Annotated in this window: 15 protein-coding genes; 5 read left to right on the forward strand and 10 right to left on the reverse strand. The window is 61.0% G+C overall.

The window, feature by feature from the left end; translation table 11 throughout:
• Positions 1–603: 603 nt before the first annotated feature.
• From ACQ754_RS16020 to ACQ754_RS16030, 3 genes are all read right to left on the reverse strand, one after another.
• Positions 604–1,440 carry a type IV toxin-antitoxin system AbiEi family antitoxin domain-containing protein gene (locus tag ACQ754_RS16020; protein ID WP_440998055.1) on the reverse strand — a complete coding sequence of 279 codons (837 nt, stop codon included), beginning with the start codon at positions 1,438–1,440 and terminating at the stop codon, positions 604–606.
• A 450-nt stretch (positions 1,441–1,890) separates the two neighbouring features.
• Complete coding sequence (locus ACQ754_RS16025) at positions 1,891–2,475, reverse strand: RES family NAD+ phosphorylase (protein WP_440998056.1); 585 nt, start codon at positions 2,473–2,475, stop codon at positions 1,891–1,893.
• The gene (locus tag ACQ754_RS16030) at positions 2,465–3,154 is read right to left on the reverse strand and encodes a hypothetical protein (protein WP_440998057.1); all 690 of its coding nucleotides are present in this window, start codon (positions 3,152–3,154) and stop codon (positions 2,465–2,467) included. The genes ACQ754_RS16025 and ACQ754_RS16030 overlap by 11 nt, the downstream gene beginning before the upstream one ends.
• 329 nt (positions 3,155–3,483) lie before the next feature.
• Here ACQ754_RS16030 and ACQ754_RS16035 point away from each other — a divergent pair, with 329 nt between their 5' ends.
• The 3 genes from ACQ754_RS16035 (at position 3,484) to ACQ754_RS16045 (ending at position 5,299) form a co-directional block, all read left to right on the forward strand.
• Positions 3,484–3,882 (forward strand): hypothetical protein, encoded by a 399-nt coding sequence (locus ACQ754_RS16035; RefSeq protein WP_440998058.1) that lies wholly within the window; start codon positions 3,484–3,486, stop codon positions 3,880–3,882.
• A 314-nt stretch (positions 3,883–4,196) separates the two neighbouring features.
• Positions 4,197–5,078: a hypothetical protein gene (locus ACQ754_RS16040; protein ID WP_440998059.1), complete on the forward strand. Its 882-nt coding sequence runs from the start codon at positions 4,197–4,199 to the stop codon at positions 5,076–5,078.
• A 35-nt stretch (positions 5,079–5,113) separates the two neighbouring features.
• The gene (locus ACQ754_RS16045; RefSeq protein WP_440998060.1) at positions 5,114–5,299 is read left to right on the forward strand and encodes a hypothetical protein; all 186 of its coding nucleotides are present in this window, start codon (positions 5,114–5,116) and stop codon (positions 5,297–5,299) included.
• Between the two features lie 311 nt (positions 5,300–5,610).
• Here ACQ754_RS16045 and ACQ754_RS16050 read toward each other — a convergent pair whose 3' ends face one another.
• From ACQ754_RS16050 to ACQ754_RS16060, 3 genes are read right to left on the reverse strand one after another with little or no spacing between them, the layout of a single operon-like run.
• Positions 5,611–6,900, reverse strand: a complete 1,290-nt coding sequence (locus ACQ754_RS16050; RefSeq protein ID WP_004574636.1) for an ISL3-like element ISPpu12 family transposase — start codon at positions 6,898–6,900, stop codon at positions 5,611–5,613.
• A 21-nt stretch (positions 6,901–6,921) separates the two neighbouring features.
• Complete coding sequence (gene lspA, locus ACQ754_RS16055) at positions 6,922–7,434, reverse strand: signal peptidase II (RefSeq protein ID WP_004863699.1); 513 nt, start codon at positions 7,432–7,434, stop codon at positions 6,922–6,924.
• Positions 7,435–7,437: 3 nt separating this feature from the next.
• On the reverse strand, positions 7,438–8,334 hold the full coding sequence (locus ACQ754_RS16060) for a cation transporter (protein ID WP_004574643.1): 897 nt from the start codon (positions 8,332–8,334) through the stop codon (positions 7,438–7,440).
• A 95-nt stretch (positions 8,335–8,429) separates the two neighbouring features.
• Between ACQ754_RS16060 and cadR the strand changes: the two genes are divergently transcribed.
• Both cadR and ACQ754_RS16070 read left to right on the forward strand, forming a co-directional pair.
• Positions 8,430–8,837 carry a Cd(II)/Pb(II)-responsive transcriptional regulator gene (cadR, locus tag ACQ754_RS16065; RefSeq protein ID WP_004364961.1) on the forward strand — a complete coding sequence of 136 codons (408 nt, stop codon included), beginning with the start codon at positions 8,430–8,432 and terminating at the stop codon, positions 8,835–8,837.
• Between the two features lie 178 nt (positions 8,838–9,015).
• A complete protein-coding gene (locus tag ACQ754_RS16070) occupies positions 9,016–10,269 on the forward strand; it encodes an IS256 family transposase (RefSeq protein ID WP_440998061.1) in 1,254 nt (417 codons plus the stop codon).
• A gap of 88 nt (positions 10,270–10,357) precedes the next feature.
• Here ACQ754_RS16070 and ACQ754_RS16075 read toward each other — a convergent pair whose 3' ends face one another.
• The 4 genes from ACQ754_RS16075 to ACQ754_RS16090 form a co-directional block, all read right to left on the reverse strand.
• On the reverse strand, positions 10,358–10,489 hold the full coding sequence (locus ACQ754_RS16075; RefSeq protein ID WP_440998062.1) for a HepT-like ribonuclease domain-containing protein: 132 nt from the start codon (positions 10,487–10,489) through the stop codon (positions 10,358–10,360).
• Positions 10,468–10,710, reverse strand: coding sequence for a HepT-like ribonuclease domain-containing protein (locus ACQ754_RS16080; protein ID WP_440998063.1), 243 nt, complete (start codon positions 10,708–10,710; stop codon positions 10,468–10,470). The genes ACQ754_RS16075 and ACQ754_RS16080 overlap by 22 nt, the downstream gene beginning before the upstream one ends.
• Positions 10,700–11,020 (reverse strand): nucleotidyltransferase family protein, encoded by a 321-nt coding sequence (locus ACQ754_RS16085; protein WP_440998064.1) that lies wholly within the window; start codon positions 11,018–11,020, stop codon positions 10,700–10,702. Before ACQ754_RS16085 ends, ACQ754_RS16080 begins: the two co-directional genes overlap by 11 nt.
• Before the next feature lie 238 nt (positions 11,021–11,258).
• The gene (locus ACQ754_RS16090; RefSeq protein ID WP_440998065.1) at positions 11,259–13,007 is read right to left on the reverse strand and encodes a restriction endonuclease; all 1,749 of its coding nucleotides are present in this window, start codon (positions 13,005–13,007) and stop codon (positions 11,259–11,261) included.
• Positions 13,008–13,047: the final 40 nt, after the last annotated feature.

Here is a 13,047-nt window from a genome sequence, read left to right on the forward strand (position 1 = left end):
GCGCGCACGGTGCTCCACAACTTCTAACTCGTACCAGTACGCGATACGTACTACGTTCCATTTGGTACGGTTCTGATGAGCTTTTCAACATAACTGTACTTATGTTGAATATGGACGGTGCCCAAGGGCGCGACCAACACAGCGGCATGGAACACGCCCGATCAAGACACCAGGAACACAAGGAAGAAACTCCGTAACACAAAGGGTTACGGATGACCGGAGAACCGGCGGCGGAGGCGTGGAACATTCGTGGATCGGGCCTCGGCCTATCCGTGAGCACGGCGGGAGACGGATACGTGCGGCACCTGGAGTGCCGTTGAACCCGGGCAAGCGCGAGCCCGGCAGCCCATCAGCGCGCCGGATCCCGAGCGCGAGATTCCGGACTGGCCGCAGCAGCCGCTCCCCGCCCCGGTGGGCGGGGGTAGACAATCAATCGGATTTCGCGGAGTAGCCGACCTGGTAGCCGCAATGCCCCAGGATGCCACCCAGTGTGGCCAATGCGTCCGATCTTCTGTATTCCGATCCATCGTGACCGATCTCGCTCAACGAACCGGTCCAGCACACACCGCGGCACGCGTTGGTCACGAACAGCGGAATCCGCGGTCACCTTCGAAGGCCATCCATGTCCTCCGGCACGGTGATGTTGTATTCGGGGTCGAGCCGTCCGCCCTTGACCAGTACGCGTTTGCCCTTGCCAAGCGTGATCCGGTCGCGGTCAAGATGCGCCGCCCAGCGGTGGCGGTAACGGTCAGCATAGAAGAAAAACAGGCGCTTAACCTTCACGCTCTTCGCATCCTCCAGCAGCGGCTGTAAGCGGCGCGGACTCAGATTGACGAGCCCTTCCATGATCATATCGACATCGTGGAAGGTCTCCCGGCTCGGCAACTCGTCGAGCAGTTCGAGAATCGCCCGCTCCGCCGCCGATATGACCAGCGGCCATTTCCATTCGCCCCATTGCGTAACGCGCAGTGCACCGGGCAATTCCGGCGCATTCTCCCGGGTGGCCGAAAGCGACACGCCGGAACCGGTCAGCCCCGTATCCGGCAGGAAACGCGTGCGATTGTGCGTGACAAAGCGCGCCTGTAGCGGCAGCTGATTCAGCCAGCCGGGGAGCTTGTTGGTGCTGTAGAGATGGATATGCTGTTGGCTTTGCGGCAGATAGTGGGCGTATCCCTGAAGCCCCAGCGCTGTGCGTCCGCCCACGGACACGGGAAGGTCGAGCATCGCCTGAAGCGATATGACCACCTGCTCCCAGGCAAGCTCGCCGCGCGGGCGCCGATACACAGCGCGCGCCGGCTGCTCCAGCCAGCCGCCGGTAACATACTGGCTGCGCAGGGAGCGTGAATAGCCATTGGCCTCCAGCCATCGGGCGTCGACGAGCAGCCCTTCAGGAAGTTGGCGTTGGAGGCGGTTTAACTTTCCTTCTGAATGCTCAGTCATACTGAGCATAATAGGAAAAAAACAAACCCTCGACAAGTTTAAGAATATACCGCAATGTCAACCGGCGCTGCGCAAAAGCCAGAAACAGTAAACTGATACGCTGGGACCCTGGTTCATCCAGCGCGCCATTGAGGAGCCGGCGTCTGACCTACGCCGCGTGGTCGAAGGCTCCAGGGGGCGACGACACGCCTCTGGTCATGGTGGTATCGGAGGAGCTCGGAGACCCCTCTGACGAGTGGTCCACCGGCGAAACGGTGGCACGCATCCAAACCGCGCAGGGTTGGTCTGGGTTCCAAGGCCAATGTGCCCGATCTTGCGTGTTCCGGTCGATCGTGACCGGTCACGCTCCACGAACCCGGACCAGCAACCACCACGCCACGCATGGGTCATGAAACATGGGATCCGCGGCCACGTTCACCGGAATACGCATCGCGACACAAGCATTGCGGGCTAGAGGATCAGTTCGTAGCGCTCGCAGACGGCACTGAGGTGACTGCTGTAGCGCCAGACCTCGGAGTACATCCACGAAAGCCGGGGCTCGGCACGATCGAAGACGGCGATGCCGAATGCGTCGTCATCATGGCGAACGCGATAGAGGATGCCGTCAGGCTCGTCAGGATGGTCATAGATGGCTCGGGCCCAGGCCTGCGCGGCCCCCATATCGCCGGCGCTCACCCGAGCCGTTGTTCCGAGCTTGACCAAACCGTCACCGTGAAGGCGCACGACCCGGAGGGGGTCGATAATGCGGAGCAAGGCCAACGACCGCGCCTCAAGCACCTCCTCGTCCACGAAGTGCTGAGCCGCGGATTGCCGGAGAAAGGTCTCGACGAAAGCGCCCTCCGGCGAGCGGGCGCAGTAACAAACGCCGAACACCTGCGCGGGATCATCAAAGCGGTTCTTGCTATTCCCAACGCTGAAGTACAGTGGAAGGAGTTCCGGCCGGTGAGAACGGTATAGGAACTCATCCGCCGCGAGGGTCTCGAGGGGCAAGCGACACGCGGCAAATTCCGTAGGCGGATAATCGCTAGGCGGCACCCTGCTCTCCGTAGAGCTCGGCAGCTTTTACCACTTCCTCCACATCGCCCTCGTGTAGTACATCAATCGGGCGCCGGTCATCGAGGCGGGATTCGGGTGAGAGCAACCAATCCAGCCGCATCCAGGGACTCTTGATGGACATCGCCGCCAGTACACGCCGCAGCCCGTTCACCTCCTGCTTATCGGAAAACTGTACCGCGGGCAGCTGATACCCCTTGGCGGATCCGATGGCGATGAGTTTTCCCGCACGAATCGCCTTGCGGATCGCCTCCGGCGAGACGTTCCGTCCACTCGCGACCTCATCAACGGAAAGGGTCCCTCCGGCACGCTCAATCAGCGCAACCCGGTACTCCGCCCCCCGTCGCCGTGCCTTCTCCACTGCGGTGAGCTCGCGCCCGAGCCCGGCCTCGGTGGCCAGTGCCATCAGGAGGCCATAATCATCCTTGGCAAGTGCGGACTCCACCACTTCATCGCGGGCATTGGCGAGCACAGTCTCGAAGCGATGGGCAAGCGCGGCCCGGGCGCCTTCACCGGCTGGCGAGGGCGACTGTTCGCCGCCGACAAGCCGATGTGCCCCTTTAACCTTCGTGCTCATCCGCTTCGCAGCTACGGCGACCTGTTGTTTGACCTTGTCCGTCGACTTGGGCCGGACTCGCTTGGAAGCCTTCTCCGCAGCCATCACCGTTCACCCTGACGGGGTTGTGTGCAAGATATAATTGTACACGTAGAGACGCGGCACAACCCTGTAACCCCCAGGCGGTCTACTGGTACTTGGCGAGCACACTACCCATGCTGCCCAGGAGAACCCAGGTACCGACTCGGCGGTTGGGGCTCTGCGACCGCCTCAACGGGCGGCCAGGCTCGTTGCGCCATCTACGCCGCAAGCCACCTGCGACCCGACATAGCTTCGCCGCCCGAACGAATGCCGTGGCGGAACTCGACCAGAATCATCTAGACGGTGTGTATGCATATACTCGGCATCAAGAATCCATGATGCCGGCGAGCGCGATGAAGGCACGAGACACCGACCCCCTGATCCGGCGTCAGTACCTAGTGGGCCGCGAGCACATCGGGAAGGTGAAGCGTCTCAGCCACGCGGAAGGGGTCTCCAACGCGGAGATCGTCCGACGGGCGATCGAGGCCTACGACCCGGAGGCCACAGACGCAAACGAGGGCGAGCTGGAAGCGGCCCTCGAGGCGATGGAGACGGCGCTGCGGCAAGCCCGGGAGGAGGTGGCCGGCCTGCGCCAGCGCCTCAACGAGCGCCTCAACGATGAGGCCATCGAGGCGAGACGTGCACGCGTTGCCGAGGAGGCGCGCGCCGAACTGCGGGCTGATCCCGGGGCAGTCGACGCCCTCAGCCGGGCCCTTTTCCCGGAACAGGGAGGTACCAATGGGGATCTGTGATCGCCCGAGGGGCGTGTAGGGGGAACGGAATGCAAGGAGTCTACTACTCGTTGGTCGGCGTGTTCAGCAGACCATGGGCTGCTGCCGTGCCGGCGCTAGCAACCGCTGCTTTAGGCCTGCTGGGCGGCTACTTCGTCTGGGAACTCCGCGTCGGCCACGCCCCAGCACCCTCACTGTGGCTCGCGGTGGGCGTTACAGCACTCCTTGTCGCTGTTGTCACGTGGTTGCGCGAAGCTGGCCGCGATCACCGCCAGAGAACGCAGAGCGACGAACTTCATGAATCGATCCAGGCTGTCCGAGAGGTCGCCCAGACGATGCCTCCGCGGACTTTCCTCGCCGACTTCGATCGCCTGATCCAGCGCGACGCCGAAGCGACGGAGCGGGTCGTACGCGGCTACTTTGAGCAAAGCTGGGACAGCGAAGGCGACCGCACGAACTTCCGGGAACGTATCGACGAGACGATTCGCCACATCCTGGACGCGATCCTCGATCTCGCCTGGACCTGGGACGAGGCCAGCATGGAACCGGGCGTCGTCTACCGGGTGAACGTCATGTGGTACTACAGTCGAGCCTATCTGGAAGACAACGCCATCCTGCGTGAAGCGGTATTGAGGGAGCTGCGCTTCCACCCGGAAGAGGAGCGCGAGGCACAGCTCGCAGATGACGACACCACCGGTCTCCTGCGCGTGGACCCGGAGCTGACCACTAACAGCCTGGAGCGCGGGGCCGCGAACCCCGATACCCCGGAACCGCTAGCGCTTCTCGTCGGGCCGATGCTTGACTCGCCGAAGACCGATCAAGCCGTGCTGGAGGCGATCCGAGCGTTCAACCTGCCAGGGGCACCGACCGCGGTCGCCACCGCGCGCTCAGACTACGTTGAGGACAGTGACGAGTTCGCTGTACACGTCAACGAGCATGAGCTCTACACGCCGGCGACTCGGGAGCGGGTTGCCACTTACTATCGCGACGACCATAAGGGCAAGAGCATCGTCTCGTTCACCATCCGGGGTCCGGTCAGTGCCGCAACCGACGGGTCGCCGGTAACGCTGGGCGCGGTGAACGTGTACCGGAACTATGCTGGAATCATGGGTGGGCTCGACCGGGCGCGCCAGTTCGCCTTGGTCACAGCCCCATTCCGCAACCTGCTATTCCGCCTCATGCTGTTGCGGGGGAAGGTTGACGGGGAGCAGGAGTAGCCAAATAATGGGCTGTGATCAGAGGAGTATCTGTCATGGCGAAGATGACACGGGAAGAACTAACCAAGCACCTGGTGTCGTCGGAGCGCTCGGGGCTTCCCGTACGCAAGCGCCAGCCGAGCAAGCACGAAATCCTTCAGGGTATCGACAGCGCCAATCGGGAAGCGAAGAAAGCATCCGATGAGATCCGCGCGCGGCTGCGCCGCGAAGCAGCGGCGTAGTTGCTTCCCAAGCCACTCAGGGATACTTGGCGCTATGGGGACGCCCCCATGACTGGTGTCAATGACCATCCTTGCTGCCTCCCCCTGTGACCATCCGAATTGACCCAAGTGCCCGGGCTCAGCGAGTTATTGTCGAAACTGGTGTACGCCGATCAGGCGGCGCCCCTCGCTGATGCCTTGCCAACTTGCGCTCCGTCCTTGAACTCGACGTTGTTGACGACGAGTTCGAGGAGCTTGGAGCTATGGTCATTTGGGGTATACGGATTTAATGGTTGATGGGGCACCTTCACCCCATCAATCTGATACCACCCTCAGATGGTTGATAGATCGACTCCGTAGTTGAGTTCCTCTGCGAAGTCCGGCAGTCCGTAACCGATGGTTTTCTTGTAGAAAGGAGAGACCTTCGCAGTCGGTGCCTTCTTCTTGTGCTTCGTGGTGTAGAGCATTCGTGCCCGCATCACCTCGAAGGAGTAACCGCGCCCTTCACGGTTCTTGTCCTTGGCCAGTCGGTTGATGGACTCCGTGTAAGCGTTGGTGACGGGCATGTCCGTCTCGAAGTAGGTCATGGTCTCTTCGCGCCAGTTTCCCACTGCCCTGACCAGATCGCTCCAGACTTCCTTTTGGCCCTTCGGGATGGTGGCTATCCACTCGTCCAGGGCGGCTTCTGCCTGGAGCCGTGTGGTGGCGTCCCAGATGCCGTAGAAGCGCTCCTTGTGCTCGTAGGCGGCCAGCAGTTGCGGGAACGCGCCTGTCCAGGTCTCCATGATGAGGCGCTCCCGGTCTGAGACTTCGTGAGCGCGTTTCAGCAGGATTTTCCGGTCTCCCTTGAGAGTCCGGCTCTGGGACGGTTTCAGCTCCTTTCTGAGGCCCTTGCGCACTCTCTCTAGGGCATCGTTGGCCATGCGCACCACATGGAACTTATCGACCACGATACGGGCCTGGGGCAGCACAGCCTTGACCGCTGCCCGGTAGGGGTTCCACATGTCCATGCTGACGATCTCGACCTTCTGCCGGTCTTTCAGCTTCATCAGGTAGTTGGTCACCACGTCCTGGCGGCGGGTGGCCAGCAGGTCGAGCAGGGTTCGCTCCTCAATGTTGGTCAGAATGCAGCGGTAGCGCTTGTTCAGGTATAGCTCGTCAATGCCCAGGATGCGGGGCGTCTCGAAGCGGTGCCAGCGCCCCAGGAACTCGGCGCGGGCGTTGAAGATGTCGCGCACCGTCTTCTCGTCCAGGCCGGTCTGTGCCGCCACAAAGGTGTAGGGGTGGTTGAAGGATTCCTTCTCCACGTACTCATGCAGCCGCAGTGTCATACGGAATCCGTCCACCATCTCCGGTAGCTGGGGCCTGAATGTTGTCTTGCAGGCCCGGCAGGTGTATCGGCGGCGGACCACCCAGAGAGTGACCCGCTTGCCGTGGATGGGCAGATCACGATAGGGAACGTCACGCTTGCCGAACCGTACGAACTCACCCTGCACGCCGCATTCCTCGCAGGCGATGGGATCGGGCACGTCCACCTGGAAGTGCATTTCGTCGTCGGTTGATTTGCAGCCCAGTACTTGGTATTGCGGCAGGTGAAGGATGTTGTCGGGAAGTTCGGTCATGGTGTTGTATAGGCGTAGGTGTCAGTCAGATCCATCCGGCTCGGCATTGGTGTTTGCTTTTTTACCCAACAAGCTGCTGGAAACGAAAAGTAAGGCACCGAGGACAATTGCAATATCAGCCAGGTTGAAGGCCGGCCAATGCCAGTCTCGCCAATAGAAATCAAAGGAATCCACAACATAGCCGCGAAAGACCCGGTCAATCAGGTTGCCCATGGCGCCACCGAGGATAAGACTGTAAGCGATGGCTTCTCCTTTATGACGATTTTCAAGGATCAGCTTGATCAGAAAAATCGAGACCACTACCGCGATTCCGATAAAAAAGTAGCGCTGCCAGCCTCCACCATTCGCAAAAAGACTGAATGCGGCACCGGTGTTCCATAGGTGCACCCAGTTAAAGAACGGGGTCACCGAAACATACTCGCCATAGGCCATTGATTGCTGCACCAGCCACTTTACAGCCTGATCAGACGCTGCCAGCAGGCCCGATATGGACAATAGGGCATACGGCGAGAGCTTTTTGCCAATAATGAGCATTATTTAACCCTTCAACGCCAAAATGCGTCTGGCACCGTTAAGTACAATGCCCCCCGCGATGGTGCCGATAATCAGATCCGGATAATTGGAACCGGTCCACGCGACCAGGGCGCCGGCGGTGATGACCCCCAGGTTGATCACCACGTCGTTGGCCGAGAATATCCAGCTTGCCTTCATGTGCGCCCCGCCTTCCCGATGTTTGGATATGAGCAGCAGACAACTGGTATTGGCAATCAATGCGACGAATGCGATAGCCATCATCACCAGCGATTCAGGCTCACTACCGAATACAAAGCGTCTCACCACCTCTACGAGCACGCCCACAGCCAAGATCAGTTGCAGTACACCAGCAAGATGCGCGGCACGTACCTGCATTTTCACGCTATGTCCAACCGCATAAAGGGCAAGCCCGTACACCGCCGCATCGGCAAAATTGTCCAGGGATTCTCCAATCAGGCCGGTGGACTGGGCGATCAGACCGGCAGTCATTTCCACCACGAACAGAAGTGCATTGATGCCGAGCAACCAGCGCAGGGTCCCGGATTCTTGCTTAGCAGAAGCTGCCGAAAACTCGGCGGCCTTGATGGTCTCCGGATTTGCAGCGACGGTTTCCTGAAGCGAGGCGCCTAGCCCCAAGGTCTTCAGTTTCGAGGTGACGGGCTCGACCTCGCCGTCATGCACGACCTTCAGCCGGCGGTTCGACAAGTCGAAGGACAGCGCCCGAATCTCCTCAAAGCCGTTCAGGGCTAGGCGAATCATTCGTTCTTCTGATGGACAGTCCATCTTCGGCACGGCATAAACACTGACCCATCTCCCTGGCGCCTCGGAGGAGGCCTGTATATCGGTATCCGCTGCGGACGTTGCATCACCGCCACAGGCGCCACCACAGGATTTGCTCATGATACGACTCCACTTGAACAATGTTGTGGTACCATTTAAAACTATAAAGCTACTATAAGGTCAATAGAGTAAAGAATCCGTTGGGGAGGAGGCTGATGCGCATTGGTCAGTTGGCGCAGTTGGTAGGGGTCGAAACACAGACGATCCGCTTCTATGAACAGCAGGGCTTGTTGCCGCCGCCTGATCGGCAGGACAACGGTTACCGTGTCTATACCGAGAAGCATGGTGAGGGGCTGGCCTTCATCCGTCGCTGCAGAATCCTGGGCCTGTCACTGGCTGAGATTCACGAACTACAGAGCTATCAGGACGACCCTCATCAGCCTTGTACCGCCGTCAACGCCTTGCTCGATGATCACATCTCTCATGTGCGGTCGCAGATAACCGCTCTGCAAGCGCTTGAGAAACAACTCGTTTCACTGAGAGCGAGTTGCAACGATGACCGGGAAGTTGAGGCGTGTGGGGTTCTTGCTGGAATTAGCGAAGGAAACATGCACCAGCAGTAGGTGAAGCATCAATCAGATAATCCGATGAGATGCCGGTCTGTCTCACTCTCATGCAAAGGTAAGATCAACCATTTAATCCGCTTACCCGTCATTTGTTGTGTACGGCCGGTAGGAAGGAGATGGCGTACCCTCGCTGGTTGATCACGCCCGATCACAACCAGCAAACGAGGTGTACGCCATGGCCCAGACTACCCGCGATGCTCTTTCACAACCAGAGTCCGATGCTAGCGATCCGCTCCACGCGCTGCTGCGCGAGGGCGCGCGGGAGCTGATCGCCAAGGCCGTGGAGGCGGAGCTCGCCGAGTTTCTCGCCGGCTACGAAGACGTGGTGTTGCCCGATGGCCGCCAGGCGGTCGTACGGAACGGCCACCTGCCGGCGCGCACCGTGCAGACGGGCATCGGCGACGTCGAGGTCGCGGTCCCGCGCATCCGTGACCGTACCGGCTCCGGCATCCGCTTCCACAGCAACCTGCTGCCGCCGTACCTCAAGCGCGCTCGCAGCGTCGAGGAGCTGCTGCCGTGGCTGTACCTGCGCGGTGTCTCCACCGGCGACTTCTCCGAGGCCCTGCAGGCGCTGCTCGGCGCTGACGCGCCGGGGCTATCGGCGAGCACGATCTCGCGGCTGAAGCAGCAGTGGAGCGAGGAGCACCGTGCCTGGAGCCGACGGGATCTCTCGGGCGAGCGCTACGTCTACTGGTGGGCCGACGGCATCTACTCCAACGTGCGCATGGACGAGCGGCTGTGCCTACTGGTGATCATCGGCGTCACCGAGCAGGGGCACAAGGAGGTGGTGGCGGTCGAAGACGGCGAACGCGAGTCCGAGGCCAGCTGGATCGAGGTCCTCGAAGGCCTCAAGGCCCGGGGGCTGACCACACCGCCGAAGCTGGCCGTCGCCGATGGTGCGCTCGGCTTCTGGAAGGCGCTGGCGAAGGCCTTTCCGAGCACGCGCGGCCAGCGCTGCTGGGTGCACAAGAGCGCCAACGTACTGAACAAGCTCCCGAAGGCGGTGCAGCCGAAGGTCAAGGCGGCGCTGCGCGAGATCTGGCAGGCGCCGACTCGCGCGGACGCCGAGCGGGCGTTTGACGAGGCGGTGGCGCGCTTCGCCGCGAAGTATCCGAAGGCGATTGAGTGCCTCACCAAGGATCGCGAGGCACTGCTGACCTTCTACGATTTTCCCGCCGAGCACTGGACGCACCTGCGGACCACGAACCCGATCGAGTCGACGTTCGCCACGGTTCGGCTGCGAACCGCCAAGACCCGGAACTGCGGATCACGCGAGACGACGCTGGCGATGGCCTATCAGCTGCTGCGCAGCGCCCAGCGAAACTGGCGTCGGCTCATGGGCTTCAAACTCCTCGAACTCGTCGTCAACAACGTCGAGTTCAAGGACGGAGAGCAACTCAGCGAGGCATCAGCGAGGGGCGCCGCCTGACCGGCGTACACAAGTTTTGACAGTAGCTCAGGAGCTTGAAGCCCATGAGCCGACGCCAGCTTCGCTGGGCGTGGCGCAGACCGGGAGCTCAGCAATCCAGCTCCCGAAGAACGGCGTCCAGCTCGTTGGCCATTCGCGGCAAATCGCTATGCGCGGTATTCCAGATGATCCGGTCGTTCACCTTCGCATACCCGTGGATCAGGATATTGCGAAGGTCCACGGCCGAGCGAAGCTCGGGGATTCGCCCGACCAGGCCAACTCCGGAGAAACCTTCTCCAGCTGCCCCAGTGCCTCCCCGAGAATCTCCAGCTGACGCTCCACCGCTGAACGCAACAGCTGGTTGCTCAGATACTCGGTCTCACTAACACCCTCAATAAACTTCGCCACGGTCGTCGCGGCCTCACGCGCATCCCACAGGTACGCCCTGGGATCACGCTGCATGGACCGCTTCCCGACTTCGCTCGATCTCGGCGCGCACATAGGGGTTCTTGATACTGTCGGTTGAGAGCAGGTCAACCGGGCGACCCAGGATTCCCTCCAGCTCTGAACGGAATGCCAAATAGTCCCGCAGTGACGTGGCCGCGGGACTATCGGGCGAGAACTCGACAAGAAAATCCACATCGGAGTGACGCTGATCGGCATCGAAGTCGATTCCCCGCGCCGCAGAGCCGAACACCTCCAGGCGACGCACCCCATAACGCTGGCATGTCGCAATGATGTCCTGGCGTTTTCGCGCGATCAGCGGATGCATGGCATCACCCGACGGTGGACCGGCCTCAGCGAAGCAAGCGTAGCAAACCGCAGGCGTCGACCACCATCTTGCGCCGGAACTGGCTCGTGAGGATACCTTGGAACAGTCATGCTTATCGTTGTCGACCGTCCGCGCGGTGCAGACCAGCCGGCTCTGCTCCGGCGCCGAGACGGTAATGAATTCGCCGGCCGCCGCCGGTAGACGCGATCTGTGCCTCTCGAGGGCCCAGAATGCACACCTAACGCGCCTCCCGCGCGAAGCGCTTTGCTTCCTCGATATTGATCGTCGCCTTGTAGCCGTGCTCAGCGAGCAGATGAAGCAGATTGGCCCCGGAAAGCAACGCCAGCGGCTTATCTTTCGCGAAGGCGTAGGCATCCGGCCCGTAGTCAGAGGTGGTGATGAGAATGCCCTTGACCGCGCCCTCGTTCACGACCGTACCGTAGAGGTCTCGCACCGCGCTGACGCCCACCGTGTTGGTATAGCGCTTCGCCTGGATGACCATCTTGCCGCCACGGATCGGATCCGGATCGAACGCGATGGCGTCGACACCACCATCTCGCGAGGCCTGTGTCACATGCACTTCGCCCCCATCCTTCTCGAAGTGCTTTGAGAACAACTCGCGGACCAGGTGCTCAAAGTCCTCCCAGTCCATCGCCGCGAGGTTCGTCTCGTTGCCGAGCCCATCGGCGATGTCCCGTGATTCGACGAACCGTGCGTCATCGGAGTCGAACTGGAGAAGCGGCGTCACCGGCGCCAACTCAGCCAGCGACGAGGCCGCCACTCCCTTCAGCGCCTTGAAACACGCCTTGGGATCGACTTGCGAAAGATCGACCTCCTGGAACTCTTCCTTCCCTGTTTGCAACGACAGGATGCACTTCCGCTCGCTCTTCCCCGTCCCGGGATTCACCGACGTCACCCAGCCATTGAACGTGATCATCGCCAGCGCCCCCGACTCATCGGCTTCAAAGAGTTCGTGGACGGTCCGGATGGCGATCTGATAGAGGATGGAGTCGTATAACTTCTTCTTTTGCGCCTCGGTTATGTGCTTCTCCTTGTATTCGTCCCGCGACGCGACATAGGTGACTTCCTTCAGGGTCGGGGTCACTTCCACCGGGGGGAGCTCATAGTCCACGACGAGGACCCCATTGGCCGCGTCGTAGGCAACGGTGTAATCCGCATGGATCCAGTCGGGATACTCGGAGGCACCCAATACAAGCTCGGCGTGCTCCTCCACCGCGTCGGGTTCTCCGGCGAGCCAGCGGCGTCTCAGATCGTCGACGCGGGCCTCCTGCTCGGCACAGGCCTTTTCATATTCTTCCTTTGCGCGCTCATAGCTCGCCCGCAAGTGATCGAAGCGCTTCCCACGCTTCGCTTCCTCACGGTTCGCCCCATCCTCCTCGCTCTGCCACCTCTCCAGGGCCGCTTTCAGCCGCTCTTCTGCCTCGGCCTCCCGTTTCCTGCCAAACGGCGGAATAATCTTGTCAAGGAGGGTGTTCCGCGGCGCAATCGTTCGATCCGACAGTGTGGGCTGCCGACTGCGCTGGACGGGTTCAATACCGATGGGCCGGCCATCGGCCGGGTCTAGCCGAATGCCCTTGGTGCTCTCGTGAGGCTCGAAACGAAACGGCTCATGTCGTTTCAGCTCCGACCAGTCCACCGTGTCATCGACATCCAACGTCCATGCGAGGATACCCTCTGCCGCCCGCATCGCCTCCTGCGCATCGCGCGTGGCGGCGTCCGCGCCCTCTTTACCCCGTTGTCGGCGCTCCGCCTCTTCCTGTTTCGCCTTGACCCGCTGCCACTTCTCATCCCACTTCAATAGCTGATTACGGACCTTGGATTCGAGGATTCCGAAGTCCTTATCCCGAATCACCCGGTGCTCGTTGAGGCCGTCGTGCCACACCTCCACTTGATACCCCAACGGGTTCCCACTTTTTCCATAGTACGCAGACGCCTTCGAGTATCCGGCATTCTCCAACCCCGACATTGTGCCCCCTCCCAACACGATTCCTATAGGACGCGCTCCG

The sequence above is a fragment of the Arhodomonas sp. SL1 genome, from assembly GCF_052060015.1.
Classification (GTDB): domain Bacteria; phylum Pseudomonadota; class Gammaproteobacteria; order Nitrococcales; family Nitrococcaceae; genus Arhodomonas.

Coding starts and splice junctions, on each gene's coding strand:
- ACQ754_RS16070 (WP_440998061.1), top strand. CDS start 9,016: ATGGCCCAGACTACCCGCGATGCTCTTTCACAACCAGAGTCCGATGCT.
- lspA (WP_004863699.1), bottom strand. CDS start 7,434: ATGCTCATTATTGGCAAAAAGCTCTCGCCGTATGCCCTATTGTCCATA.
- ACQ754_RS16040 (WP_440998059.1), top strand. CDS start 4,197: ATGCCTCCGCGGACTTTCCTCGCCGACTTCGATCGCCTGATCCAGCGC.
- ACQ754_RS16030 (WP_440998057.1), bottom strand. CDS start 3,154: ATGGCTGCGGAGAAGGCTTCCAAGCGAGTCCGGCCCAAGTCGACGGAC.
- ACQ754_RS16035 (WP_440998058.1), top strand. CDS start 3,484: ATGAAGGCACGAGACACCGACCCCCTGATCCGGCGTCAGTACCTAGTG.
- cadR (WP_004364961.1), top strand. CDS start 8,430: ATGCGCATTGGTCAGTTGGCGCAGTTGGTAGGGGTCGAAACACAGACG.
- ACQ754_RS16090 (WP_440998065.1), bottom strand. CDS start 13,007: ATGTCGGGGTTGGAGAATGCCGGATACTCGAAGGCGTCTGCGTACTAT.
- ACQ754_RS16020 (WP_440998055.1), bottom strand. CDS start 1,440: ATGACTGAGCATTCAGAAGGAAAGTTAAACCGCCTCCAACGCCAACTT.
- ACQ754_RS16060 (WP_004574643.1), bottom strand. CDS start 8,334: ATGAGCAAATCCTGTGGTGGCGCCTGTGGCGGTGATGCAACGTCCGCA.
- ACQ754_RS16085 (WP_440998064.1), bottom strand. CDS start 11,020: ATGCATCCGCTGATCGCGCGAAAACGCCAGGACATCATTGCGACATGC.
- ACQ754_RS16080 (WP_440998063.1), bottom strand. CDS start 10,710: ATGCAGCGTGATCCCAGGGCGTACCTGTGGGATGCGCGTGAGGCCGCG.
- ACQ754_RS16050 (WP_004574636.1), bottom strand. CDS start 6,900: ATGACCGAACTTCCCGACAACATCCTTCACCTGCCGCAATACCAAGTA.
- ACQ754_RS16045 (WP_440998060.1), top strand. CDS start 5,114: ATGGCGAAGATGACACGGGAAGAACTAACCAAGCACCTGGTGTCGTCG.